Origin of the sequence: Aminobacterium sp. UBA4834 (assembly GCF_002400205.1) — a bacterium.
GTDB classification, from domain to species: Bacteria; Synergistota; Synergistia; order Synergistales; family Aminobacteriaceae; genus Aminobacterium; species Aminobacterium mobile.
In genome coordinates this window covers 1-26918 of the sequence record NZ_DHFC01000014.1, presented here as the reverse complement: position 1 = coordinate 26918, position 26918 = coordinate 1, and the positions used below count along the sequence as shown (strand labels likewise).

The window sequence follows — 26918 nt, the reverse complement described above, 5'->3', positions numbered from 1 at the left end:
TCTAGTCCTCCCTGATTCTGTTGGCCAATCTATTCGCTATTGATATTCCTGCAGTGACAAAGAGGACAGCGCAACAGACAATAACGGAAACCAGCTCTTGGGGAATGTCTGTGATAATTTCCATTTGAAGAGCACCTGAACTCATAACAGAATAAACGAGAGCAGCGATAATTCCTCCAACTGGAGAGTAAGTCACCATCATAGCCAAAATCATTCCAGTCCATGTATAGCCTGGAGAAATGTTAATAAGAAATCGATAATGGTCGCCCATAACGAGCAGACTTCCGGCAAGTCCGGCTAAAGCGCCACTTAGAAGCATAGCAGACATTTGTCTTTTCCGAACATCTATCCCCCCGTACCGGGCAAAACGCGTATTCATGCGAGAACATCTCCAGTCGTATCCCCAAACGGAAAAAATCATAAGTACTGTTACGATAAGTATGGCAGCTATAGCAATGTAGGCTCCGGTGTTAAGGGTTCCAAAGAGCTGGAAGTGGGTTAATCTCATGGCTTCAGCTATTTTATCGGTGCTGCCAGAACTGGTTCGAACTCCGGCGTAAGGCCCTGTCGCCATAAAAGTTGTGAAGAGAATGGCAATAGAATTAAGCATGATTGTAAGGACTACGATGTTAAGGTCTCGATCAAGGCTAAGCTTAGCGGGCATCCACGCCCAGAATGTAGCAGCTCCGACTCCGGCGAGGAGCCCGAGAGGGATAAGAAGGAGCCCAGGTAAAGCGCCTAATTCGATGCCAATCAAAGCAGCAGTAAAAGCTCCGAGATAAAGTTGCCCTTCAGCCCCTATATTCCACATACCTCCATAAAAAGCTATAGATATGCTCATGGTAGAAAGGACAAGAGGTACAGCTCTTGCTAATGTGGCTAAAATAGCATCAGTATCGCCTAATGCTCCCGAAACCATTTGGGCGTAGGCTTCAATAGGATTTGCTCCATACAAAGTAATGAGAATAGCCCCAATAAGGAGGCTCAAAAAGAAAGATACGAGAATAATGCACTGGTCGCGATAGCGTACCAGCCAGTCTCTGGAAAAGAGACTCACAATCATCACTCCTCCTTGGCAGTAGGTACGGTTCCCTCAAGCATGAGACGACCTACAAGATTCCGTGTGGCTTCTTGGCGATCTAAAACTGCTACGATGTGCCCTCGATGCATAACAGCAATTCTATCGCTCAGAGAAAGAATTTCGTCGAGATCGGCTGAGATGAGTAGAATAGCTTTACCATTTCTACGCAGAGACAATAAGCGATCGTGAATGAAGGAAATTCCTCCTATATCTACTCCACGAGTAGGCTGGGATACCAGTAAGAAACACGGGTCCTGTTCTAGTTCGCGTGCCATGACTAAACGTTGCATGTTCCCACCTGAAAGTGTCCCTGCCTGTATATTTTCACTGGCGGCTGCGACACCGTACTTTCTCATAAGCTCTGTGGTAAAAAGCCGGATAGCTTGGAAGTTTTGGAAGAATTGCCCACGAAGATAAGGCTGTTTGTATTGATAGCCAAGAAGAGCATTGTCTTTCAAAGAGGCCAGGGGAGCCAAACCAGTTTTTATGCGGTCTTCAGGTATATATGATAGGCCTAAATGTCGTCGCTTCAAAGAAGCTTCCCGTGTAATGTCTATGCCTTTCATACGAATGGCCCCTTTAAATACAGGTCGAAGACCGGAGAGAGCCTCTTCCAGTTCACTTTGCCCGTTACCGGTGATACCTGCAATCCCCAATATTTCACCACCATGTACAGAGAAAGAAACGTTTTTTACGGCTTCTTCTCCCCGGTCACCAATGACAGAAAGATTTTGTATTTCTATGACGGCTTCTCCTTGGGATACGGAGGCTTCTGACAGTACGGGCATATGGACACTGTGTCCTACCATTAACGTTGCAAGTTCCTCTTTTGTCGCTTTTTCTCGAGGAAGTGTAGTTATATGTTTCCCCTTGCGCATAACAGTTATAATGTCAGAAATAGCGAGGACTTCAGAAAGGTTATGAGCTATGAAAATAATAGTTTTACCGGCCTTTTTAAAACTTCGAATAATGGAAAAGAGCCCTTTTATTTCTTGTGGAGAAAGAACGGCCGTTGGCTCGTCGAAAATAAGGATTTCCGCTTTTCGGTAGAGTATCTTTAATATCTCTACCCGTTGTTGTATCCCTACAGGTAAGGAGTGCACAGGGGCAAGAGGATCGATTTTAAGATCATATTGTTCAGACAGTTTTGTAACGGTTTCGATAGCAGTTTCATGATCGAAAATAAAACCGCGGCGAGGTTCATCGCCAAGAACAACATTTCGGTATACGGGCAAAGATGGAACGAGCATGAAGTGTTGATGAACCATTCCGATTCCTCGTTTCATTGCGTCGCGAGGGGTTTTGATGACGACAGGCTGACCGTCGAGGGCAAAAGATCCTGCAGTTGGACTATAAAGACCATAAATGCATTTTACTACGGTAGATTTTCCGGCGCCGTTTTCGCCTACGAGGGAATGAACTGTTCCGCTGGCGACTTCAAGAGAGAAATCGTCTACGGCCTTGAATTTCCCAAAGGTTTTAGTGAGGCCGGAAATCGACAGAGACGACATAGTCTCTCCCTCCAATTCGGGTGGGAAGTATTTTTTAAATAACTTTATTGTAGCATGATTTAAAAAAACGTTAGAAAGGAAAAGGCATCTGTTGTGCAACAGATGCCTTTGAGTGCAAATCCCTCTGCAAGAGAGTCCACTTTATTTTGTAGGTTCAGATTGATGAATGACTTTATCAAAAGTTTTTCTATCGCGAAACTCTTCCTTTTTACCCTTATTCCATTGCGATATCGGTGTTAAAAAGCCCACAACTCGGGAATATACTTCACATCGTGTTCGTTTTTTGTTTTCCATGATCTGTTTTGACCCCCTTGTTTACGTTATGAAATCGTTAAGGCCGTAAAGTAACATTTTTTACATATTCCCTGGCAATGTCCTGAAATTCCTTGAGTTCCTGAAGAGAGAAGCTTCGACAGGAAGAGAAGGTTGGAGAAAGAGTGCGAGTGCCCCTGAAATTTTGAATTACATAGGTCTGGGCTCCTCGTATCATTCGGCAAAGGCCCTCCATTTCCTTATTGCTTGTTAGCCCTGGAACTACGGTAGTTCTAAACTCGTAAAGGATCGGGCCTTGTGCTATTAAGGAAATACTTTCCATAATAGGCTCCAAAGATCCAGGGTACCCCGCCGTTTTCAAATAGCCTTCAGGAGAAGCCTTTATATCCATAGCTATAAAATCAACAAGATGTTCGCTATAAAGAAAACGTATTACTTCTGGATGACTTCCATTCGTATCAAGTTTTACTAAGAATCCCATCTCTTTAATCTGACGTAAAAAAGCAGGGAGCTCTTTATAATAAAGGGTAGGTTCTCCCCCAGTAACAACTACACCGTCAAGGAGACCAAATCTTTTATTTAGAAATCCGAAAAAATCTTTTTCCTCAAGAAAATCTACGTTATCCAGGGTGTTTACAAGTTCGGGATTATGACAATAAGGACACCTGAAATTGCACCCTTTTGTGAAAACGACGGCTGCTATTTTCTCTGGATAATCGATCAAACTTGAAGGGATAAGACCAGCTATTTTCAATGTTCTACCACTTCTTCGATTGTTTCCTCTGTAATACCGTTCTCGGCATCACAATAGGGACAATACTCGTGCGCCCCTGGAATGTAGCCGTGGATGGGGCAAATGCTGAACGTAGGCGTGATAGTAAAATAGGGGAGATGGAAATGTTCAGCTATTTTCCGGACGAGTCTTTTTGTGCTCTCTCCACTGGGCATGCTCTCCCCAAGGAAGCCGTGAAATACAGTCCCTCCTGTATAGAGAGTTTGAAGGCTGTCTTGAAGTTCAAGGGCCTCAAAAATATCATCAGTGTAGCCTACAGGCAGTTGGGTAGAATTCGTATAATATGGTTCTGCTCCCCATTGCCGGACATGTTCTTCGTTTGCCGCTATAATGCTATTTCCAAACCGATCTTTATCAAGCCTGGCAAAACGGTAACTTGTCCCTTCTGCGGGGGTGGCTTCCAGATTGTAAAGATTGCCAGTCTCCTCCTGGAAATCGGCAAGGCGATTTCGCATGGCGTCCATAATCCGAATGGCAAAAGTCATCCCTTCTTCATGAGCGATAGTCTTTCCCATGAAATTTAATAGCGCTTCATTCATCCCGTTGATGCCGATGGTGTTGAAGTGATTGTTCCAGTACGAACCACTCTCTTCTTTGATGGATCGAAGATAGAATTTTGAGTAAGGGTACAGGTTGGCGTCAGTGAGCCTCTCTAACACTTTTCGTTTTGTTTCAAGGCTTTCTTTCGCTATCTCCATGAGCTCAAAAATCTTACCTAGAAAATCCTCTTCGCTTGTGGCTAAATATCCGATACGCGGCAAATTCAGTGTTACGACTCCTATAGATCCTGTCATGGGGTTGGAGCCAAAAAGGCCTCCCCCTCTTTTACGGAGCTCTCGATTATCGAGTCGAAGTCGGCAACACATGGAACGAGCATCATCTGGTTTCATATCTGAATTGACGAAGTTTGAAAAATAAGGGATGCCATAGCGAGCCGTCATTTCCCACACAGTATTAAGAACCTCGTTGTTCCAATCGAAATCTTTCGTAATGTTGTAAGTGGGGATGGGGAAGGGGAATACCTTTCCAGTAGCATCTCCTTCTAGCATTATTTCAGCAAACGCCCTGTTGAGCATGTCCATTTCATTCTGGAACTCCCCGTATGTTTTATCCATGGGCTTGCCTCCGACTATGGCGGGAAGGCCGGCGAGTATGCGAGGAGGAACGAGATCCATGGTAATATTCGTAAAGGGGGTTTGAAAGCCAACTCTTGTTGGTACATTCAGGTTAAAGATAAATTCCTGTAGAGCCTGTTTCACATCCCGGTAATTCAATGTATCGTAATAAATAAAAGGGGCTAAATATGTGTCGAAGTTTGAGAAGGCCTGGGCTCCAGCCGACTCCCCCTGCATAGTGTAAAAAAAGTTAACGATTTGTCCTAAAAGGCTGCGGAAATGTTTAGCTGGTTTGCTGCTGATTTTAGTCTGTACCCCAGTGAAGCCACTGACAAGCAAATCGTAAAGATCCCATCCGCAACAATATACCGAGAGGTTGCTAAGGTCATGGATATGCAAATCACCAGAGACATGTTTTTCCCGTATCTCGGGGGGATATATTTCCTGAAGCCAGTATTGAGCTGTTATCTCTGATGCGATATAGTTGTTCAGCCCTTGGAGAGAGTAGCTCATATTACTATTTTCGTTTACTTTCCAGTCGAGCTTTTGTAGATATTTGTCGATCATATCGGCAGCGTTTCCAAGAAGCTTGCGAGTATCCCTCATCTTGGCATGTTGTTCTCTGTAGAGAATATACGCTTTGGCTACAGTGGCGTACCCTTTTTCAATAAGAATCTTTTCTACAAGATCTTGTACTTGCTCTACTGTAGGTATCCCCTCTTTGTTAAAAAATATCTCCAGAAGGGATACGATTTGGCGGGTTACTTCCTGGCCTACTGCTAGAGGGTCTTCGTGTCCGACGGCCCGAGCTGCTTTCATGACAGCTGTGGTGATTTTCTTTTCATCAAACGGCACTTCATGACCGTCTCTTTTACGAATCTGACGTATCACCATGAGAAACCTCCTCAATGCGTGTGCTATTGTTTTGGGGCCTGATTATACATCCCATGAAGAAAAAATCCAAACCGGTGTGTATGCTATAGGACACTATATAAGCCAATGTTTCTTTATTATAACTCTATATATATGGTTATTCGGCTTTTTTATTTAAAAATCATTATTCTTATGGTCGGATCTTCTTGCTTATTGTAAGATTGATAAACTATCGGGAGAAAGAGAGCGGAAGATGCTAGAAGTGAACTAACTCTTCACCCTTTACGAAATAAGAAAACATATGTTTGATTAAACATATGCGGAGACGAGAAAAGGAGAGTCCTTATGGCCACATATGAAAAGTTTGTTGATCGAGAGTCTTTCGGAAAGATAGTCTCGAGGATTCGGACGACTGTCGAGACAGCATTTTGGGGAAATAATGTATTTCCCATCTCGTCGCCTCGTGAAGCTTATGAGCTTGCTAGGCGGAGTTCTGGCACTGTGGAGTTAACAGGAATGCCAGTATATGAACCAGAAGGTCAGGGATTACCTAAGGGAAGCCATGTCCTTCTTTTCAATGATGGCGCTGTGGTAGGTCGATGTGCCGCCGCTCGACGGATTATAGGCGACCCTGGGGTTTTTGTGGATGAAATGGCTTCTTTGTTGAGAGAGGCCGTTTATCAAACTCGATACAGACATCTTTATGCTGCAGAAGCTGTCATTGGCTTGGAAAAAGACTTTATGGTGAAAGCTCACCTCCTAATTCCTGAAGGCCATGAAAATATGCTCTATAATTGGCTACTGAATTTTCAGTATACAAATAAGATTTATAACGACATGTATAAAGAATCTCGTCAGTATCCTGATGGAGATATCTATATTTTTGTCGACCCTGAATGGAAGCACCCAGATTATCCTCTGGGTCTTGCTCTCTTCGATCCAGAACATAACTGTGCTGCTATATTAGGGATGCGTTATTTTGGTGAATTGAAGAAAGGAACCCTTACTTTAGCTTGGGGGACTGCTGTCCGTAACGGTTTTGCCTCGTGCCACGGAGGGCTTAAACGATATAATCTTCAAGGAAATCGCTCTTTTGTGATGGCTGTTTTTGGATTGTCTGGCTCTGGGAAATCCACTATAACCCATGCTCGCCACGGAAATCGTTATGATATCACAGTTCTTCACGATGATGCCTTCGTTATCAACCTGAAAGACAGATTTTCCATAGCCCTTGAACCAGCTTATTTTGATAAAGTTCAAGATTATCCGATGGACTGCGAGGACAATAAATTTATTGTTACTTTACAAAATTGCGGGGCTATACAAAAAGAGAACGGATTTATCTATGCAGTAACGGAAGATCTTCGAAACGGGAATGGGCGGGCTATTAAATCCAAGTTATGGTCGCCTACGCGAGTGGATCGTATTGACGAGCCTATCAATGCTGTTTTCTGGCTGATGAAGGATCCTACTATCCCTCCAGTGCTCAAAATTTCCGATCCTATTCTCGGTGCTACCATGGGGGCGACCTTGGCTACTCGTAGGACCACAGCGGAACGCCTGGCGCCTGGAGTGGACCCTAATGCCCTGGTTTTTGAGCCCTACGCCAATCCTTTCCGTACGTATCCTCTCAGTGTAGATTACGAGCGCTTTAAAACACTGTTGTCAGGAGGAGTCGACTGCTATATTCTTAATACAGGTGATTTCATGGGGAAGAAAGTAAAACCTCATCATACGCTCCAGATTATAGAGTCTATTGTGGAGGGACGAGCTCGGTTTTCCCCTCTTCTGCCTTTGTCAAAGTTAGAAATTATGGAGCTCGAAGAGTTCCCATTAGACTTAAAAGATGTTCAATACAAAAAAGAGATTTTCGCCAGGATGAAAGATCGCATTGCTTTCATTAAATCTAGGGAATCAGAACGAGGCGGGACAGATAGACTTCCTCGTGAAACGCTGGAAGCACTGCAAAATGTAACGAAAGATTTGGGGTATCCAAGCGAAGCTTAGTAAGCAGGTGAAAAAATGGATATGTTTCGTAGGATGGGGGAGGAATCGATCCCCCGTCTTCTTTTTCATTTCTCTGCTCCGGCAATTACGGGGCTTGTTGCTAATGCGCTCTATAACATTGTAGATCGCATTTTTGTGGGGCATGCTGTAGGCCCAACGGGAATTGCGGCCATAGCGGTAGCTTTCCCTTTTATGGTAGCTGGAGTAGCGGTAGGGCTTCTTGTTGGAGTAGGTTCTTCTGCTCTTATCTCTATATCTTTAGGGCAAAAGAAGCATCGACATGCTGAAAATATTATGGGTAATGCTATCTGTTTGCTAGGATTAGCAAGTATTTTTGCTATGATATTAGGATGGTTTTTTCTCGATGTTGTTTTGCGTTTAGGAGGAGCCACAGAAACGTTGCTTCCTTATGGCAGGAGCTATTTGCAAATTATATTAATAGGGATGCCGTTCTCTCTTTTGAGCTTCGGGTTCAACTATTTCATTAGAGCAGAAGGGTTCCCCCATTTTGCCATGATGACCCTTTTATTAGGAGCTGGAAGTAATATTCTCCTTGACGCGTTAATGATACTCGTCTTTAACATGGGGCTTGAAGGTGCTGCTTTAGCTACCATTATTTCCCAAATGCTTGCTGCTCTTTGGGCTCTTTCTTTCTATGTGAGGAAAAAGGGGGCTCTGCGTATTCGCTTTAAATATATGTGTCTTCGAAAAGATATTGTAAAGCGTATTGTCTCTATTGGTATGGCTCCCTTTATATTAGAGTCTACTTTTACTTTTATTTTGGGGCTTCTCAATCAGAGATTGAAAGTTTATGGGGGAGAAGTTGCCATTTCGGCTCTTGGTGTTTTTTTCAGTCTTGACTCCATGCTTTTTTTACCGGTTCTTGGGGTGGGGGAAGGGGCTCAGCCCATAATTGGATATAATTTTGGAGCGAGAAATATCGATAGAGTCAAATCTACTATTAAGTTCGCCCTTGGCGGAGCTATAACTTTTTTTGCCTTAAGTTGCATTGTTGTCTATGCTTTCCCTCAATGTCTTGTGAAAGTTTTTAATTCTACAAGCCCAGAGCTTATTTCCATGGCAGCCAGAGGTCTTGTTATCTCTTATAGTTGTGTCGTCTTTGCGGGCATAACCATTATCGCGTCTTATACCTTTCAAGCCCTTGGATTAGGACGTCAAAGCCTGCTGCTTAATATTTGTCGCCAGGTACTGTTTTTTATCCCTCCTCTTCTTTTCCTGCCTCCTCTCTTAGGTACGGATGGGGTCTGGATGGCTTTCCCCATATCTGACGTAGGGGGGGGTTTACTTGCAGCCTTTCTCCTGAAGAGACAATTCCAATATTTGGAAAGATATAGGATAGAGAGAGATTCAGAAGAGAGACAGGACGTGCAAACGACTGCATAGCTTGAAATATGGCAGTATAATGCTCCCGATAAGGAGGGCGACGCCTGTGTGGATGAAGGAGCAAGACGGAATTTGGTATTTTTGTCGCTACATCTCTAACGTAGTAAAACTCCAGAAATTCAGCGTTTCTGGCAAAAAGATGAATTTGGAAACTGGTATCCTGCTAGATTAGGTTCCCTCTCTTCTCTGCATGTTTGCGCCTCAACAGGGCGAGTTCCCTGAGAGAATTTTTTAGAAAAACATACATTGCTTTTAAATTAACGGTATGATACCCTCCCCATAGGTGTCCCTATGGGGATTTTTATATTGGAGAGGGGGTATTAATATGTGTATATACTATAAGAAGTATCGCAAAGGCATTTTTGCCTTACTCCTTGCGATGTTTTTCATATGGGTAGGGTTACCTCTCTTTGCTGCTGACAATGTACTGCGAATGGCTACAACTACGAGCACTGATAATACAGGGTTGCTTGATTATCTCGCGCCGCTTTTTAAAGAAGACACGGGGATTGAGTTACAGTGGGTGGCTGTTGGCACTGGAAAGGCTTTAGAATTAGGGAAAAATTGCGATGTGGACGTATTACTTGTGCATGCTCCTGACACGGAAAAACAATATGTACAGGATGGCTATGGGGTCAATCGTCGCCAGGTAATGTATAACGATTTTATTATTATCGGTCCTAAAGATGATCCAGCAAAGATAAAGGGGATGTTAGTGTTGGATGCGTTGAAACAGATTGCGGTTTCTGGTTCTCCTTTCGTCAGTCGCGGAGATAAATCTGGGACTCATATCTTGGAAATGGATTTGTGGGAAGAGGTCGGTATGGCTCCTGATAAAGAGTCGTGGTACATTCAGACTGGTCAAGGGATGATGAATACTATCAATATTGCAGCAGAACGTTCTGGTTACACTATGACAGATCGGGGCACATATATTAAGTACGAAGATGTGAATAAGGGAAAATCTCTTTTTGATATAGCGGTAGAAGGGGATGTGGCTTTAAGAAACCAATACAGCGTCATAGCCGTGAACCCGACTCGTTGTGATAATGTAAAGTACGATCTGGCGTTGCAGTTTATTGACTGGATGGTCTCTCCTGTAGTTCAAGAAAAGGTAGGACAATACACCCTCCTGGGGAAGACATTATTCTTCCCCAACGCTCAGCAATAGCGCTAATACAATATATAGTAGAGTAGATTGAGGTTGTGAAAAAATAAGCGCTGTCTTTCTTATTGAAAGCAGCGCTTTTTAAAAGTTAAAGAGGAGATATATCGTGGGATACATCTCGCAAGGTTTCATAACAGCGATAGACTTGCTTTTTTCAGGTGACCCTGAAACCTGGTCTGCTATTATTACGACCCTTAAAATTTCATCTATATCCATTTTAGCTACTATTAGTGTAGGCATCCCTTTAGGCTTTATGCTTGGTACCGTTTCATTCCCTGGGCGCTCTATTATCCGTACAGGTGTAGATACTCTTTTGGCCCTTCCCACAGTAGTTGTAGGCCTGATTGTGTACTCTTTTATTTCCAGACGAGGACCTTTGGGCAGCGCTGGCCTTCTTTTTACTCTAGAGGGTGTAGCAGTGGGACAGGTTTTCCTGGGCCTTCCAATTGTTATTGCCCTTACTGCATCCGCTGTGGAAGGACTTGAAGTGCAGCTTCGTCATACTCTTCTCACTTTGGGTGCTACGAGGAAACAGTTGATTTTAAGTACTCTTTGGGAGACACGATATGCCATTATAGTGGCTGGAATTGCGGCCTATAGCCGAATTATTTCTGAGGTAGGCGTTTCTATGATGTTGGGTGGTAACATCAAATGGCATACTCGAACTATTACTACAGCTATCGCTCTGGAAACAGGGAAAGGAGAATTTGCCATGGGGATAGCTCTTGGCCTCGTTTTACTTCTTCTTGTATTAATAGTCAATTTACTCCTTTCCGAGTTTAAACGGAGAAGCGCCATATGAAGACGTTATATTCCCTGCAAAAAATAAGACATTATTATAAAAATCGTTGCGTTCTGGATATTCAAGAGCTAGAAATACATTCTCGCGAAATTGTGGGAATTCTGGGGCCCAACGGTAGTGGGAAAAGTACGTTGCTTCGCATTTTAGCTTTTTTAGAACCCCCAGTAGAAGGGCACATTTCTTTTAAAGGACAATTGGTTTCGAATTTGACAGTTGAGTTAAGACGGTCAGTAACTCTTTTATTACAAGATGCGTACTTGTTAAAAAGAAGCGTACGTGAGAATGTTGGCTTTGGTTTGAAAGTGAGGGGTATAATAAAAAAAGAGCGAGAACAAAGAATAGCTGAGGCTCTTTCTATTGTAGGTTTAGACCCTATGATTTTTACTTTTCGCAGGTGGTTTGAGCTTTCTGGGGGAGAGGCGCAAAGAGTGGCCTTGGCCAGTCGTTTGGTTTTAAAGCCAGAAGTTCTTTTGCTCGATGAACCTACGGCCAGTGTGGATAAAGAGAGCGCTGATCTTATACAACATGCAATAAAAATGTGTCGAGAGAGGTGGGGAACAACCTTATTACTCGTAAGTCACAATGCAGAGTGGGTAAAGAATGTATCTGATAGGCTGATTTTCCTTTCTGAGGGGTGTATTGAAAAAGATATAAAAAAATCCTAATTTTATGCCCTCTCACGTTCCCATCATTTATTTCTGTACAGATTATTTTCTCTTCCGCTGTTTCTATCTCTTTATATGGTATCTTTTTTATTTCAATCAGATATTGCTCAATTTTTGAATAATGGACGCAATATACACTCTTTCATCGGGTTGTACAGTTGTAGTTCATGTGATAGCATGAACATAGTTTTTGAATATTCCTTTTCTTCAAAAATTATTACCTCTACTGGAAAAACACGAGGGGGCTCTTGGTTGATGGTGAAAAGAAGAAATAAATAAATAAACCCCTCTGTAAAAAGAAAAAAGGGGTCGCTTTCCAAGGGGAGGCGGCCTTTTGCTTATTTAAAATCTTGCAGAAAGAGGTCCTTTTCCCAGATTTTCTGGGAATTCACGACAAGGAGGGGAATCATGGCACAGGTGGAATTGGAAAGGATCCAGAAAACGCGGGATATGGTGGCTCCGTGGAAGAATCATAAGGGTGGTCTCATCCCGATTCTTCAGGAAGCTCAGAAGGAATTTGGGTATCTACCTCCCGAAGTGATGGAAACAATTTCTAGGGAATTAAAAATCCCCAAGGCAGAAATATATGGGGTGGCGACTTTTTATGCACAGTTCCATTTGAAGCCTCGAGGACGACATGTTATTCGAGTTTGCCGTGGTACAGCCTGCCACGTTCGAGGAAGCCTCAAGATTTTGGAAAAAGTAAAAGAGCTTACTGGCGTGAGCGAAAATGAGACTACTGACGATCTCAGGTTTACCATTGAGCCGGTTGCCTGCCTTGGAGCATGTGGACTTGCCCCTGTCATGGTGGTAGACAACCAAACTTTTGGGCGTCTAGCCCCCGATATGGTGGCCGGAATGCTTGCTAAGTTTGAATAACGACGAGGAGGAGGACGGCTATGGCAAAGATCAGCAATCTTGACGAACTTAAAAAGATACGGGAATCTTCAAAGGATCTGACTTCGGCACGAGCCGAAGGGAAGATTGTCATTATTGTCGGCATGGGAACTTGTGGGATAGCGGCTGGAGCTAGAGAAGTAATGACGGCCATTATGGATGAAGTGGAAAAGAGAAAACTTACGGAAGTACACGTTCAGACCACTGGTTGTATTGGAATGTGCCAAAATGAACCCCTTGTTGATGTAATACGGGACGGGCAACGTATTACTTACGGTAATGTAACACCGAGCGATGTGCCTACTATTATTGCTGAACACGTTGTTAATGGCCATATAGTAGAAAAACTGGCTATTGGCAGAGCAGATTAAGGGGGGAAAAGGGGGATGCCAATCTATCGTTCCCATGTCCTTATCTGTGGAGGAACCGGATGTACCTCCAACGGATCTCACGAAGTGATGGACACATTTCGCGATGAGCTGCGGAAGCAGAAACTCGATAGAGAAGTTCTTATTGTCCCGACGGGTTGTCATGGAATGTGTGAGATGGGTCCAATTGTGGTGGTTTATCCTGAAGGGACCTTTTATTGTCAAGTTAAAGCAAGCGATGTTTCAGAGATTGTAGAAGAACATCTTTTGAAAGGTCGCATTGTCTCTCGTCTTCTTTATACCGTCTCCGAAGAAGCTCCTAAAGTCCCTCATTATAAAGAAATTCCTTTTTATGGCAAACAGCATCGTATTGCTCTGGAGAACTGTGGTTATATCAACCCAGATAATATAGAAGAGTATATTGTTCGCCACGGATATGAAGCCCTCGGCAAAGCTCTGACAGAAATGACTCGCGAACAGGTTATTGATGAAATTAAAACCTCTGGATTGCGAGGGCGCGGAGGCGGTGGATTCCCTACAGGGTTGAAGTGGAGTTTTTGTGCCAAAGCTCCTGGGAATAAAAAATATGTAATTTGTAACGCAGATGAAGGAGACCCAGGTGCTTTCATGGACCGTTCTATACTGGAAGGGGATCCTCATTGTGTTCTTGAAGGCATGATGATAGGGGCTTATGCTATAGGGGCAAGTGAAGGATATATTTATTGTCGAGCAGAGTATCCTTTAGCAATACTTCGTTTAAAAACCGCCATTGCCAAAGCAGAGGAATATGGGTTGCTTGGTGACCACATTATGGGAACTGATTTTTCCTTCTATGTTCATATCAAGGAGGGGGCCGGAGCTTTTGTGTGTGGAGAAGAAACAGCTCTGATGGCCTCTATCGAGGGGCAGCGAGGCATGCCTCGTCCCCGCCCGCCTTTCCCCGCAAATAAAGGTCTATGGGGGAATCCTACCAACATCAATAACGTTGAGACGTGGGCCAATGTTGCTTATATTATTCGTCACGGTGGCGCTCATTATGCGGCCATGGGAACTGCTAAATCTAAGGGAACCAAGGTTTTTGCCCTTACAGGAAAGGTGAAACATACTGGTCTTGTAGAAGTTCCTATGGGTATAACCTTGAGAGAAATTATTTTCGATATAGGCGGCGGTATTCTGAACGATAAAAAGTTTAAAGCTGTCCAGATTGGAGGCCCCAGTGGAGGGTGCCTTACGGAAGAACATCTCGACATTCCCGTAAGCTATGAATCTCTTGCAGAAGTCGGAGCCATTATGGGATCTGGCGGCATGGTCGTTATGGACGAAGATAACTGTATGGTTGATGTTGCTAAGTTCTTCCTTGAATTTACACAGCGTGAATCATGCGGGAAGTGCACTCCTTGCCGAGAAGGAACAAAACAAATGTTGTTGCTTCTTAACAAAATTACTGAAGGTAAGGGCACGCTTGAAGATCTCGAAAAATTGGAGAACCTTGCCCTTATGGTTAAGGAAATGTCTCTGTGCGGATTAGGGCAGACTGCTCCTAACCCTATACTTACAACTCTTCGTTACTTTAAAGATGAGTATATTGCTCACGTACGAGATAAAAAGTGTCCGGCAGGTGTCTGCCCTGCACTTATTGAATTCTCTATCGACCAGGACCTTTGTAAGCGCTGTGGCCTTTGTGCTCGAAACTGCCCGGTACACTGTATCCCTGGGGATAGAGCGTTGGGGTACACTATCGACACAGAGAGATGTATCCGTTGCGGCACCTGTTATGATAAGTGCCCCTTCGGAGCCATTCATAAAGGCTAGAGTGGCAGGGAGGATGCGAATATGAGCGAAATTACTCTAAATATTGACGGGAAAACCTGTAAAGGCGTTCATGGAGATACAATTCTAGATATTGCTCGTAAGAATGATGTCTATATTCCAACCCTTTGCTTTTTAGAAGGAATTTCAGCAATAGGCTCTTGCAGAATGTGTGTAGTGGAAGTAGAGGGGAACAATAAGCTTTTAACCGCCTGCACGACCCCTGCTTCTGATGGTATGGTTGTTCACACTAAAACGGAGAAATTAACAGAATATAGAAGACAGATTCTTGAACTCCTTTTTGCAGGGAGAAACCATTTTTGCATGTTTTGTTCTCAGAGTGGAGATTGCGAACTGCAGCGTCTTGCAATCGAACATGGAATGGATAAGGTTCGTTATCCTTATCTGTATGCAGATTTTCATAATGATGCTACAGATGAAGATTTGCAGATGGACCATAATCGATGCATCCTTTGTTTGCGGTGCATTCGTGTGTGCGATGAGAAAGTCGGAGCTCATACTTTAGATCTTGAAAAACGAGGCTGGAATGCCAGCGTTGTTTCAGATCTCGGTAAAGTTCTTGGTGAAAGTGATACGTGTATTTCCTGTGGGGCCTGTGCTCAGGTATGCCCTACTGGTACCATTACCATTCGTGACTTCGTCTACCGTGGGCGTCGTAATGATTGCGACGACATTGTGGAAAGTATTTGCCCTCTCTGTCCGTTAGGTTGCAAAATAAAAGCATATGTGCGGACAGGAAGTGTAGCTCGAGTAGAGGGGGCGGCTGTTAATAGTCCTGATGGAGGACAATTGTGCCATAAAGGTCGCTGGTGGCTTCCCGAATCTACGGAACGGACGCGCCTTTCCGTTCCCATGGTGCGGTCAGGTTCATCTTTCCACGAAGCTTCTTGGGATGAGGCTTTGGAAGTTGTGGCAGACAAGTTAACTTCAGCCAGAGTTGAAGGGAAGGCCGGGGCGTTAGTTTCGGGGCTTTCCACAGATGAGGAATTAACAGTGATATCTGATTTCTTCCGTGGTGCTTTGAAGCTCGAGAAAATAGATTGTTTTAATGGGGATGTACTTCGAGGGTTTAATGAGGGATTCCGTCCCTTTATGAGCCAAGGAATTCGCCCTTTTACGGCCGCTCATAATATCCTTAATAGCGATGCTATTATAGTCATAGGTGGTAATCCCCAGGAAGAAGCTCCCGTGGTGGCGAGTTATATTCGTGTTGCAACTGTTAAAAATGGAGCCAAACTTATTAATTTCTCGGCGAAAGACAATCCATTTGAGTCCATTAGCGATGTGGATATTCGTATTTCTGCAGAAGTTTTGCATGGGGCTCTTGTCTCTCTCACCGAGGCTGTAGCAGGACGAGAGGATGCTGAGAACCGGATTTCCTCTGTAGCGGACTTAGCCGGAATAGAGCCAGAAGAGGTGGCGAAGGCTGTAAAGTATCTTTCTGAAGCCCAGCACCCAATTGTCATTCTGGGTTCGAGGTTGGCAAAATATCCTCAAATTGTCATCGAAGCTGTCAACATGGCTATTACAGCTCAGGGTATTTTTGAAGATGGATTAGGTCTTGTCCCCATGGTACTCAGTGGCAATAGCCTTGGTGCCTGGAATACGGTACTCGGGGAAAAGCCCTGGCTGGAAAGTGTTGACATGGATTTCCTTTATGTGAATTCCACAGGCATGGTTCCGGAAGATCCCAAATCCCTTGAAGCTGTGAATAAAGCCCGGTTTGTAGTTGTACAAACGCCGTACATGGTGAGTCCTCTTGTGAATATGGCAGACGTTCTTCTCCCAATGCCGGCATGGTACGAACGAAGTGGGCACTTCTGTACTTTGGAAGGGGAGCGACGTCGAGTTAATATGATTGTTCCTCCTAAGGAAGGGCTCCGTGGGCTTTCAAAGGTTTTTCAGGATCTCGCGTCAAAAATGGGCATTTCACTTGTCTCTTCTTCTGCTTCGCCCTGTGAAAACATTTTTAAGTCGAGATTTTCTCCTGATAAGGCCCAAGTGGTCTCCTCTGAGGAGGTGTAGAGAATGTCGAAACCAAAAGTCGCTACTGTATGGCTTGAAGCCTGTGCCGGATGCCATATGTCTTTTCTCGATATCGATGAGCGGATTATTGACCTCCTGGATAAGGTGGATCTTACAGCTACACCGATAACGGATATTAAGGAGTTTCCTGAGGTGGAAGTAGGAGTTATAGAAGGGGCCTTGGGTAACGAAGAAGAGCTTCATCTTGCTAAGGAGTTACGTAAGAAGTGTAAAATACTCATTGCTTGGGGTGATTGTGCTGTCTTCGGTGGCATTAACTGTATGAGAAATTTCATGAAACCTGAAGATGTCCTCAAGGAAGGGTACGTGAATACTGTCTCTACGGTAAACCCCACGGCTGTGATTCCAGGAGAAAATATCCCCCATCTTTTGCCCCATGCCATTCCGGTAGACTATGAAGTAAAAGTGGATGTTTATGTTCCTGGATGCCCTCCGGATGCGGATACTATCTATTACGTTTTTCAGGAGATCCTTCAGGGTCGAATTCCTAAGGTCCCTGTGGATATGATGAGGTATGACTAGGGAGCAGGGGGGGAACTTAAAATGAGTGCAGAGAAGGCAAAAACAATCGTTGTCAATCCTGTCTCCCGTATCGAGGGACATGGGAAAATTACGGTAATGTTGAATGGTAAGGGCGAGGTAGAGGGGGCTCGTTTTCACGTCACTCAGTTCAGAGGATTTGAAGCCTTTACCCAGGGGCGAGATTTCAGGGAAATGCCGGTTATTACCCCTAGAATTTGCGGCATTTGTCCTGTCAGCCATCATCTTGCTTCGGCCAAGGCGTGTGACGCAGTCCTTGGAGTTACCATTACTCCTACGGCTCATAAATTGCGGGAGTTAATGCATATGGGACAGTTTGTTCAGTCTCATGCTCTCTCTTTTTTCCACCTGTCGAGTCCGGACCTGCTTTTCGGGTTTGATGCCGATCCGACAAAGAGAAATGTGGCTGGGCTAGTGCAGGAATTTCCAGACCTTGCCGTTATGGGTGTGACAATACGAAAGTTCGGACAGGAAGTAATTAGAACGCTCGGAGGCAAAAAAATTCACCCATGGCACAGCATTCCAGGTGGTGTGAACAGGAGCCTGAAGGTAGAGGAACGAGATGAACTATTGGGAAGGCTTCCTAAAATAAAAGAAGACCTTCGAAAAGCCTTGGACTTAATCAAAAACTATCTCGCCGAACATGGAAGAGAAGCCAAAGAGTTTGCAACTTTTGAAACATCTTATCTCGGTCTTGTTCGTGAAGGGGACTTAGAGCTTTACGATGGACGTATTCGTCTTCGAAGTCCACGAGGTAGAATTACCGATGAATTCGACAGCAAAGAATATGTATCTTTTATCGGAGAGCATGTGGAACCGTGGAGCTATTTAAAATTCCCCTTCTATAGACCGTTGGGTTTCCCTCATGGTAGTTATCGAGTTGGGCCATTAGGGCGTCTCAACGCTTGTGATGGAATTTCTACTCCAGAAGCTTCAGCAGAGTTGATAGCCTTTAGAAAACTGACAAATGATGGTGTGGTGCACTATACTATGTACTATCACTATGCGCGACTTATTGAAGCTTTATATGCTGCGGAGCGTATGGAAGAACTGCTTCATGATCCAGATATCACCGGAAGCGAACTCAGAATTACATCAAGCGAACTTCAGCCGGAGGGCATAGGAGTCATAGAAGCTCCCCGCGGAACATTGATCCACCATTACCAGGTGGACGAAAAGGGTGCTATAACAAAAGTAAACCTTATTGTTGCTACCGGTCATAATAATTATGCCATGAATAAAGGCGTGGAAATGGTGGCTCGGCAGTATGTTCATGGCGGTACTGTCAAAGAGGGGGCCCTGAACCGGATGGAACATGTGATTCGGTGTTATGACCCTTGCCTCTCCTGCTCTACCCACGCTGTAGGACGAATGCCGCTGAAGATGACAATAGTGGATGAGAATGGGCGAGAGATTCGAACTGTAGAAAAGAATTAATTTGTTGTATTATGGCAAGGTCGGTGTTGTTTTCCCGGCCTTGCTTTTCTAAAGGAGCTTGTATGAAAGTCTTTATAGCTGGATTTGGAAATCCTTATCGTGAAGATGATAGTGTCGGTTTATATGTGGCTCCATTAGTGGCAAGTTGGTTGGAAGAGCAGGGAGTTTCTGTGAGTATATGGAGTGGTCAACAGCTTCTTCCAGAGCTAGTTTACGATTTGGAAGACATGGATGTTGTCGTTTTTGTTGACGCCGATGCAAGACAATTCCCAGAAGGATATGCGTTAGAAGAGTTAGATGCGAATCCTCTCCTTGAAGGGTTAAATATCCATTCTATGGGTCCAGCATGGCTCTTGTCTCTTATGGAGAGGCTGGGAATGGTGAAGCCGAAAACATTGCTTCTTTCTATCTCTGGTTTTTCTTTTAATTTCAGTGAAATAATAACCTCCCAATGTATGGATGGAGCGAAGAAGGCGGAGGAAGCCTTTCGGAAGTGGTGGAAAGAATTTATATCTTTACAAGAAGGAGAATAAACCATGTGCAAAGTTATTACGCCAGAAGCAACTGAAGGTCATGTCCATGTACACGGGGCTCTGGAAGAAGCGGAACTTTTAAGAGAAACTATTTCTGAAGAGCTGGATTCTATAACGAGTTTAGTGGCCAGATGGCACGCAGTAGAGAGTGTCGAAGGCAAAAATACCTTCTTTCAGGCTATTAAAGCCAAAAGGACAGCGCTTAAAAGGCTATGGGAAGCTCTAACGGAGATGGAAGAAAGTTTTCTCTTAGAGGGATGTGAGGAGGCTCATTGCCATCATCACCACTAGAATATAAAATTATGTCTCAAATCTGAAGTTTTATTCTACAACGGGAGGTAGAATTTTTTGCCTCCCGTATTTTTTATAAAGACGAAGAGGGGCGGGGATTATTACGGTTACTAGTAATAAAAGAGATGGAATTATGTTTGTCCTCGTTGCAAGTTTTTTATGGGGAACTTTGAGTCCGGTTGGGAAAATTCTAGCTGCTTTGAAAACTGATATGCTTCTTGTGGCACTTGTACGGGCTGTGTGCGTGTTCCTCGGCGGAGGACTTTTTTTGTTATGGAGAGATCCTTCCCTCTTCCGTATTTCGTTTAAACAGTTTATTTTAGTGGGTTTTTTTAGCATATTCGGAGTGGTAGGAATTTACGTGGGGTATTTTATGGCGCTTCAAGATCTTACAGTAGCTACAGCCGTGGTTGTTTTATACACATATCCTTTATTGACCCTTATAGGATCTGCTCTCATTATGAAAGAACCTCCATCCCCCACTCTTATTTTAGCGGCTTTTCTAGGGTTAATAGGGGTAGGAGTGACAGTTTGGGGTTCAGGCACATCCCTCCTTATCAGGGAGTCTGTCCGAGGTTTTTTGTGGATATTTATATCAGTACTGGGAATGGTTGCGTATTCTTTGTTTGGCCGTTGGGTTGCTAAGAATCAATTTATTGCTCAGGAGAGCCTCTTTGTCTATGCTCATTTCCTTGGCTTTTTCTGGATTGCTCTCTTTTATGGTGTTTTTCACAGCGTCTCTTTAACAGGGTGGGTACAAGCTCTGCGTTCCCTGTCCCCTGCTCAATGGGGGTGGATTTTATATGTAGGATTTGGGGTTAGTCTTTTTGGTTATTCATCGTATTTTTTAGCCTTGCGTACCATTGAGGCTTCTACGGCGAGTACTATCGCTACCATTGAAATTGTCATAGCCATTACGCTGACGTCTCTTTTTATGAAACAGCTCCCTACAGCAGGGGAGCTGTTAGGGAGCTTATTAATCACGATAGCTGTAGTTCTCGCTACAGGAAAAATCTCTAGCAAATTTTCCATTTTTCAACAGTAGGAAAAATCTGCTTAAAAACTTTATGTGTTTCTCGAGGAAGGACTCGATACCCCTTACACTCCTTGACTATCCACGTATAGTAATCTTTGTAAAAAGATTGACTGAGGGAAATTACAGACTTTTTCCTGTTTTCTTTAATCAGTTCATAACTGTTTTTTATAGCCCGATCTTCATCGCTATCCCACCGAAAGGTACCTAAGGCGTAAGCGACATTTTTTTCATGGTTATGAGCCGAAGCCAAAGGGATAAGAAAGGTATTATCGCTCCAGTCATATGTTCCATATCCCTGCCCAGGAACCATAATAACTGTAGGGAGCCCATACATTCGTATACGAGAGACCCGCAATAAGTCTAAATCCCGACTAACCATCCCCTCTATTTGAGAGGCTATCTGCTTCAAAGAAAGAGGCTGCATATGTCTCCCACGAGAGAGAAGGGGCGTTTTGTCCAGCCTGGCACTTTTAGCAGTAAGAGATATATACTCTTGTTTTACGGCTAAGATATTACGTATCTCTCTTTTGAGAAAAGGAGGGGTTTCTTTTTCATACTTTTCTTGAAATCGCTCTTTTTTCTGCCGCCATTTCTCTTTTTCCATTTCAAAATAGCACAAGGACATAGCAATATATTGAGTTTGTTGGTGTAGATGGAGTACCCGGCTCAACTCTTCCTCAGAAAGGGGGGAGTCAGACGCAGTATATGTATCTTTTAGAAGGCGAAGCATCATCTTTTCAGCTTCGTTATAAGCGTAATGACCTGATGCCATGACCTGCCTCTCATCATCGGGACTCTCTCGATATTTCCGAGTCCTGTAATGTACTTCAGTGTAAAGTTCTAAATTCTTTTCAAGGCTGGAAAGAAGAGATGTTATATTGAGCTCTGGAGATGAGAGCCCCATATCAAAAATAACCTGCAAGAGAAGGTGAAGTCTTTTCTTAAGAGACTCGAGCTGGTGTTCCATCTGTCCTTGCCGTTCTTCTAGAGAAGGGCCTTTTAAAGGGCCGGCGTAGTCTTTTTGGAAGACGAGAGAATATAGTTCATTAAAATAATCTGTCATGTGGAAGTACTGAAATAAACCGACGGGGGCCTCTTCCTCGCTGAAAGAAGGAGATTCTTCAAAAAGATCTGGCAATATTCCATAATCAATAAAAGCCCTTTCTACCTCATCAAAGAATAATTGTTCGGGTTCTTCTTCTATTTGGGCAGAGACGAGACTCCACACTAATTGCCAGTAAACATCACCAATTTTTTGCCATAGCTTTCGGGCTTCTATATGATCCGAAGTATCATCTGAAGCAGCCCTTTTCGTGTATTCTCTCCATAAATCAAGAAAAGCGTTGTACACTTGTAGCAATTCTTGGTTATTTTCCCATCGTGTAAAAGGACAACTCACTTCATCAACTCCTGCTCTTAAATAAATCAAGTATTTTGAGGATAATTCCTTTTTGAAATTCAATGGCATTATTGGGGCAGACTTCCTGACAGCAGAAGCATCGAATACATTTATTGTAGTCGAAAGAAAGTTTCCCATATGAGTCCAAAGTTATAGCCTTAGCAGCGCAAATTGTTTCACATTTTCTGCATCGAATACATAGCTTTCTGTTTTGTATAGGTCTTGACACAAGAAAGCGCTTAGAAATTCCATCCAGGAAGGAGGGAAGAAGATGAAGAGAGTCTAAGTTGGGAATAAAGACTTTATCAAAGGAAAAGGCCTGGGGCATCTCTCTGTTAAAATAAGCATCCTCTATTTTTATGTTCATTCCCCGTCGCATTGCGGCTCGGTATAGGGGAAAGTGAACAAGGTTTACGCCAAGAAGGGTACAAATGGTAAAATCTAAAGCGAGAGTATCGCTAGAAGCTCCCAACAATCCAAAGAAGCGGGGAGTACCATTCCCAGGTCCATGCCCTTCCATACCCCATATGCCATCTAATATAGTAAGAACGGGATGAAGTGCTTCGTAAATATCAAGATGAAGCTCGGCAAAAAGATCCCGATTTAACCCTACATTATAATGCCACGAAGCTTTTTGCTGCCCTACTACTGTTCCAAACAAATTTTTAACGCCTAAAGTAAGAAGCATTTGGGCGTGTGTTTTTAATTTGGGTATGTTGATAATCATATGAGATTCCAATGCTAGGCGAGCTAATTCGATGCGGTGAAATTTAGCCTGAGGGCCGGGGTTCACTGGAATGGGGTCTGTAAGTTCTACCAGTGGTATTTGGAGTTGACGGGCTATATCGTTCATTTTTGTTTTTTCTGCAACCGATGCAAATCGGTCAAGGCCAGGGCTATCACCTATTACTGGATGGCCGTACCGGTCAAGAACTGCTTCAGCAACAGATTTAACCAAAGCAGGATCAGTTGTAATACGTTTATCTGGCGAAGAAGCAGAGAGTAAATTAGGTTTTAGAAGTATGGAATCTCCAGGCCGTATAGGTGTTTGTGCGTCTATAAAACATGAAAAGATATCTTCTACAGCTTTTCGTAGTGATTTTTCTTCGTAGTTTTCTTGCTTTAATAACATGATAACAGCCATTTTTATCGCCTCTTCTAATAACGAATGAAAATTTCTTTTATATTGACTTTCAATAAGCTTAAGCTAGAATAAATACAATATCAAGGAAGTTCCTGAAGGGGAGTAGCTTGAGAGGCAGTGTCAACATCATGGCGTTAAGCCTGGCACTGTCGTTGGTTTTAGAGCCAATAAGCGAGACCTTCGAGTATGACATAAGTCATGCTGGAGGTCTCGCTTTTTATTTAGACTGTCGTAGCTATTATTTTTACTAATTTACTAATATTAGTATAGAACAGAAATGATGGGAGAGTGAACTGTAAATATGGGAAATTTTTTGGAAGGGGTTATGGCCCTGTCTTTTCAGCAGATCACCATGATCGGGATTGGAGCTTTCCTTATCTATCTTGCTGTAGTAAAGGAATATGAGCCAACATTATTGTTGCCCATGGGGTTTGGAACGATTCTTGTCAATATTCCACTTACATCAGCTTTAACTCAAATGGTGGCTGGTAAAGTTCATGTAGGTGCGCTCTCTCTTCTTTTCGACGTGGGTATTGCTACAGAACTATTCCCTCTCCTTATCTTTATAGCTGTAGGGGCAATGATTGATTTCTCTCCGCTTTTGCAATCTCCTCTTACGGCAGTTTTCGGTTTAGTGGCCCAAGCTGGAATTTTTCTCACGTTAGGGTTAGCCCTTCTAATGGGCTTTGATCTAAACGAAGCTGCTGCGATAGGGATTATTGGCGCGGCTGACGGCCCAACTTCAATTTATGTGGCCTCTCGTTTTGCCCCGCATCTTTTAGGGCCTGTTTCTGTAGCGGCGTATTCATATATGGCTCTAGTTCCTCTCATACAACCTCCTATTATTCGTTTACTCACTACGACACGGGAACGGAAAATACCCATGATGTATTTAGAAAAGCCGGTTTCTAGAAAGGCAAAGATTCTTTTTCCTATAATCGTTACCATCGTAGCTGGTATATTTGTGCCAGCCTCAGTGTCTCTCATTGGTTTCCTTATGTTCGGTAACCTTTTGCGAGAGAGTGGTGTGGTAGATCGTTTGGCCCAAGGAGCTCAGAATGAACTTGCTAATATTGTAACTATTTTGTTGGGCCTAGCTATTTCGGCAACGCTTACCGCTGATCGTTTCCTTCAGCCATCGACTCTCTTGATTTTAGGTATGGGACTCGTTGCTTTTGTTCTTGATACAGCAGTAGGCGTGCTGTCGGCTCGATTATTAAACTGCTTTCTCAAAACTAAGCTTAATCCTATAATTGGAGCGGCGGGCATTTCTGCTTTTCCTATGGCAGCCAGAGTGGCACAAAAGATAGCAAATAAAGAGGACAAAACTTGTTTTATTCTTATGCCTGCGGTAGCTGCCAATGTTTCTGGACAAATTGGTTCTGTTTTAGCAGGTGGACTTTTAATTGCCATGTTAAGTTAATTCAAACGGGCAAGGTATGATGAAGTTGAGAGTAAATAATATTTCTCTTGAAGGTATGTGGTAAGATAAAAATAGAATTATAAAGAGGATAAATTAAAGCAGGAACTGTCGGACGAGGCGAATAATATGCCCGACTGTTTCTTTTCGATTCTAACTTTTAGGGGCGACTCCTGCAAGGGGCGCTCCTTTTTTATTGTAGAGGGATGTGATCAAATGTCTTGGAAAGAAATAGAACACACAGCAGATGTAGGTTTTGAAGTGAAGGCCGCTTCTCTTGACGAACTTTTTTTAGAATCAGCTCTTGCTTTGTATGCATTAGGTTATGGAGAGACGGAGGAGCTGGGAAAAAACTATGAGAAAAGGAAGGAAATTTTACAAATAGATGGCATAGACCTCGAAGAGCTAGTGGTTTCATGGCTCAATGAGCTTATTTTCATAGTGGAAACACGTCATGTTCTCTTTGTGCCCACATCTGTTCATGTTATAGCAGAGCCCCTTCATATTACAGTAGAAGGAGTTTTGTCTGAGAGACACGGAGTACGTCTTCCTGTGAAATCTGCTACATATGGAGGGTTGGTTATCCGAAGATACCCCGATCCCTTTCTTCGGATTTTTTTGGATGTATAACGAGAGGTGAAGAATATGAAAAGATCCTTGACGAGAATGGATGACGTCCGTCTCCTTCTCGGACGCGAGGCGCAAGATGGGATGAGGGTGCCAGGGCTTATTTACGCTGATAAATATATAGAATCCATGCTTGAAGAGGAAAATGCTCTTCTACAAGTTGCCAATGTTGCATGTCTTCCAGGTATTATCGGATATAGCTTTGCTATGCCTGATATCCATTGGGGATATGGTTTCCCAATTGGCGGAGTTGCTGCTTTCGACGTGGATGAAGGAATTATTTCTCCCGGTGGTGTAGGCTACGATATTTCCTGTGGAGTTCGTCTTCTTAGCTCTAGCCTCGTTGTGGCAGATGTTACAAATGTAATGGATAAATTGTTGCCAGCACTTTTCTCCGCAGTACCCTGTGGAGTGGGGTCTAGTAGCAGGCAGAAACTATCAGATAGAGAGTTGGAAAAGGTACTTACAGATGGTGCCCGTTGGGCTGTGAAGGCTGGATATGGGATTGAGAGTGATCTGGACCACACAGAGGAGAATGGCTGTTTAGAAGGAGCTCTCCCTTCAGTAGTATCAAATCGAGCTAAAGAACGAGGTCGAACTCAGTTGGGGACTTTAGGGTCTGGGAACCATTTTTTAGAAATTCAAGTAGTAGACGAAGTCTTTGACGAGGGAGAGGCTTCAAAATTAGGCTTAAAAACAGGGTGTATTACGGTGATGATTCACTGTGGAAGTAGAGGATTGGGGCATCAGGTGTGTGATGACTATCTCAAGGTTATGAGGCGTGCCATGGAGCGTTACCATATAATTGTCCCTGATCGCCAACTTTGTTGTGCTCCTATAAAATCAGAGGAAGGGGGAAAATATTTGGGAGCTATGAAAGCGGCAGCTAATTTTGCTTTGGCAAATCGCCATATGATAGCAGATGCGGTGCGTCATGTTTTTACAGCATTTTTCCCCAAAGTACCTCTTCGCACTGTTTATGATGTGAGTCATAACATGGCCCACATTGAAACTCACGAATGGGGAGGGCATCGGAAAGAACTTTGCATTCATCGTAAGGGGGCTACAAGAGCTTTTCAAGGACAACCGGTTCTTATCCCGGGAAGTATGGGAACAGCAAGTTACGTTCTTGTGGGAACTGGACAAGCAGAGATAGAGACTTTTGCGTCTACATGTCATGGCGCTGGAAGGGTCTTGAGTAGAAATGAAGCAGTGAAAAGAGCGCGAGGGCAGGATCTTTTTAAAATCTTATCAGAACAGGGGATATCCGTAATGGCTGAAAGTCCTCGAACCCTAGGGGAAGAAATGCCAGAAGCATATAAGGTTGTGTCGAATGTTGTAGATGTTGTTCAAAAAGCTGGTATCAGTTTAAAGGTGGCAAGACTTCGTCCCTTAGCTGTGATGAAAGGATAGGCTCTATTTTCATAAAGTTTTTGCTCTAAGCAAAAAACTAGTTTCTGAGTTTTTATAAAAATTCGGGAGCTTCTTTTTATGTCCTTTAATGAAAAATATAACAAAACAAGTAGAGAGTTTAAAAACATCTCAGACAACATAAAAAATAAAAACATATTATAATAGAATCTTTGGAAAACATGGGCATTGATAAAGTAGTTCCAGAACAGACGCATTTTAAGAGTAGAGGAGGTTTTACAGAATGA

Annotated in this window: 25 protein-coding genes; 18 read left to right on the top strand and 7 right to left on the bottom strand. The window is 43.4% G+C overall.

Annotated elements, in window-relative coordinates; translation table 11 throughout:
• Position 1 precedes the first annotated feature (1 nt).
• From B3L97_RS04815 to B3L97_RS04795, 5 genes are all read right to left on the bottom strand, one after another.
• A complete protein-coding gene (locus tag B3L97_RS04815) occupies positions 2-1063 on the bottom strand; it encodes an ABC transporter permease (RefSeq protein WP_286934406.1) in 1062 nt (353 codons plus the stop codon).
• On the bottom strand, positions 1063-2592 hold the full coding sequence (locus B3L97_RS04810; protein ID WP_286934405.1) for an ABC transporter ATP-binding protein: 1530 nt from the start codon (positions 2590-2592) through the stop codon (positions 1063-1065). The genes B3L97_RS04815 and B3L97_RS04810 overlap by 1 nt, the downstream gene beginning before the upstream one ends.
• A gap of 141 nt (positions 2593-2733) precedes the next feature.
• Positions 2734-2886 carry an anaerobic ribonucleoside-triphosphate reductase gene (nrdD, locus tag B3L97_RS04805; protein ID WP_024821654.1) on the bottom strand — a complete coding sequence of 51 codons (153 nt, stop codon included), beginning with the start codon at positions 2884-2886 and terminating at the stop codon, positions 2734-2736.
• Between the two features lie 37 nt (positions 2887-2923).
• A complete protein-coding gene (locus B3L97_RS04800; RefSeq protein ID WP_024821655.1) occupies positions 2924-3619 on the bottom strand; it encodes an anaerobic ribonucleoside-triphosphate reductase activating protein in 696 nt (231 codons plus the stop codon).
• Positions 3616-5667, bottom strand: coding sequence for a ribonucleoside triphosphate reductase (locus B3L97_RS04795; RefSeq protein WP_051461093.1), 2052 nt, complete (start codon positions 5665-5667; stop codon positions 3616-3618). Before B3L97_RS04795 ends, B3L97_RS04800 begins: the two co-directional genes overlap by 4 nt.
• A 324-nt stretch (positions 5668-5991) precedes the next feature.
• Between B3L97_RS04795 and B3L97_RS04790 the strand changes: the two genes are divergently transcribed.
• From B3L97_RS04790 to B3L97_RS04720, 15 genes are all read left to right on the top strand, one after another.
• The gene (locus B3L97_RS04790; RefSeq protein WP_286934404.1) at positions 5992-7653 is read left to right on the top strand and encodes a phosphoenolpyruvate carboxykinase (ATP); all 1662 of its coding nucleotides are present in this window, start codon (positions 5992-5994) and stop codon (positions 7651-7653) included.
• Between the two features lie 15 nt (positions 7654-7668).
• Complete coding sequence (locus B3L97_RS04785; RefSeq protein ID WP_286934403.1) at positions 7669-9057, top strand: MATE family efflux transporter; 1389 nt, start codon at positions 7669-7671, stop codon at positions 9055-9057.
• A gap of 46 nt (positions 9058-9103) precedes the next feature.
• Entirely contained in the window at positions 9104-9229 is a 126-nt protein-coding gene (locus tag B3L97_RS04780; RefSeq protein ID WP_286934399.1) for a hypothetical protein, read from the top strand.
• A 153-nt stretch (positions 9230-9382) separates the two neighbouring features.
• Positions 9383-10228, top strand: coding sequence for a substrate-binding domain-containing protein (locus tag B3L97_RS04775; protein WP_286934397.1), 846 nt, complete (start codon positions 9383-9385; stop codon positions 10226-10228).
• A 103-nt stretch (positions 10229-10331) separates the two neighbouring features.
• Positions 10332-11027: an ABC transporter permease gene (locus tag B3L97_RS04770; RefSeq protein ID WP_286934396.1), complete on the top strand. Its 696-nt coding sequence runs from the start codon at positions 10332-10334 to the stop codon at positions 11025-11027.
• Entirely contained in the window at positions 11024-11692 is a 669-nt protein-coding gene (locus B3L97_RS04765; RefSeq protein ID WP_286934394.1) for an energy-coupling factor ABC transporter ATP-binding protein, read from the top strand. Before B3L97_RS04770 ends, B3L97_RS04765 begins: the two co-directional genes overlap by 4 nt.
• Before the next feature lie 408 nt (positions 11693-12100).
• Positions 12101-12571 carry an NADH-quinone oxidoreductase subunit NuoE gene (gene nuoE / locus B3L97_RS04760; protein WP_286934393.1) on the top strand — a complete coding sequence of 157 codons (471 nt, stop codon included), beginning with the start codon at positions 12101-12103 and terminating at the stop codon, positions 12569-12571.
• 20 nt (positions 12572-12591) lie between these two features.
• Positions 12592-12960, top strand: a complete 369-nt coding sequence (locus B3L97_RS04755) for a (2Fe-2S) ferredoxin domain-containing protein (protein WP_286934391.1) — start codon at positions 12592-12594, stop codon at positions 12958-12960.
• 15 nt (positions 12961-12975) lie between these two features.
• Positions 12976-14769, top strand: coding sequence for an NADH-quinone oxidoreductase subunit NuoF (locus tag B3L97_RS04750; RefSeq protein WP_286934389.1), 1794 nt, complete (start codon positions 12976-12978; stop codon positions 14767-14769).
• Between the two features lie 21 nt (positions 14770-14790).
• Positions 14791-16812: a molybdopterin-dependent oxidoreductase gene (locus tag B3L97_RS04745; protein ID WP_024821665.1), complete on the top strand. Its 2022-nt coding sequence runs from the start codon at positions 14791-14793 to the stop codon at positions 16810-16812.
• A gap of 3 nt (positions 16813-16815) precedes the next feature.
• Entirely contained in the window at positions 16816-17355 is a 540-nt protein-coding gene (locus B3L97_RS04740; protein ID WP_024821666.1) for an NADP oxidoreductase, read from the top strand.
• 21 nt (positions 17356-17376) lie between these two features.
• Positions 17377-18810, top strand: a complete 1434-nt coding sequence (locus B3L97_RS04735; RefSeq protein WP_286934386.1) for a Ni/Fe hydrogenase subunit alpha — start codon at positions 17377-17379, stop codon at positions 18808-18810.
• Between the two features lie 62 nt (positions 18811-18872).
• Entirely contained in the window at positions 18873-19343 is a 471-nt protein-coding gene (locus B3L97_RS04730; protein ID WP_024821668.1) for a hydrogenase maturation protease, read from the top strand.
• A 3-nt stretch (positions 19344-19346) separates the two neighbouring features.
• Positions 19347-19634 carry a hypothetical protein gene (locus B3L97_RS04725; RefSeq protein WP_286934383.1) on the top strand — a complete coding sequence of 96 codons (288 nt, stop codon included), beginning with the start codon at positions 19347-19349 and terminating at the stop codon, positions 19632-19634.
• 133 nt (positions 19635-19767) lie between these two features.
• Positions 19768-20679 carry a DMT family transporter gene (locus B3L97_RS04720; RefSeq protein WP_286934381.1) on the top strand — a complete coding sequence of 304 codons (912 nt, stop codon included), beginning with the start codon at positions 19768-19770 and terminating at the stop codon, positions 20677-20679.
• On the opposite strand, the gene B3L97_RS04715 is transcribed toward B3L97_RS04720, so the two are convergent.
• On the bottom strand, positions 20651-22069 hold the full coding sequence (locus B3L97_RS04715; RefSeq protein ID WP_286934379.1) for a hypothetical protein: 1419 nt from the start codon (positions 22067-22069) through the stop codon (positions 20651-20653). The two genes, B3L97_RS04720 and B3L97_RS04715, sit on opposite strands and share 29 nt — an antisense overlap.
• Positions 22070-22073: 4 nt before the next feature.
• Complete coding sequence (locus tag B3L97_RS04710) at positions 22074-23213, bottom strand: DUF362 domain-containing protein (RefSeq protein WP_286934377.1); 1140 nt, start codon at positions 23211-23213, stop codon at positions 22074-22076.
• 301 nt (positions 23214-23514) lie between these two features.
• On the opposite strand from B3L97_RS04710, the gene B3L97_RS04705 reads away from it, so the two are divergent.
• From B3L97_RS04705 to B3L97_RS04695, 3 genes are all read left to right on the top strand, one after another.
• Positions 23515-24636 carry a sodium ion-translocating decarboxylase subunit beta gene (locus B3L97_RS04705; RefSeq protein WP_286934375.1) on the top strand — a complete coding sequence of 374 codons (1122 nt, stop codon included), beginning with the start codon at positions 23515-23517 and terminating at the stop codon, positions 24634-24636.
• 213 nt (positions 24637-24849) lie between these two features.
• Positions 24850-25263 (top strand): archease, encoded by a 414-nt coding sequence (locus B3L97_RS04700; RefSeq protein ID WP_286934373.1) that lies wholly within the window; start codon positions 24850-24852, stop codon positions 25261-25263.
• Between the two features lie 15 nt (positions 25264-25278).
• On the top strand, positions 25279-26673 hold the full coding sequence (locus B3L97_RS04695) for an RtcB family protein (protein WP_286934372.1): 1395 nt from the start codon (positions 25279-25281) through the stop codon (positions 26671-26673).
• Positions 26674-26918: the final 245 nt, after the last annotated feature.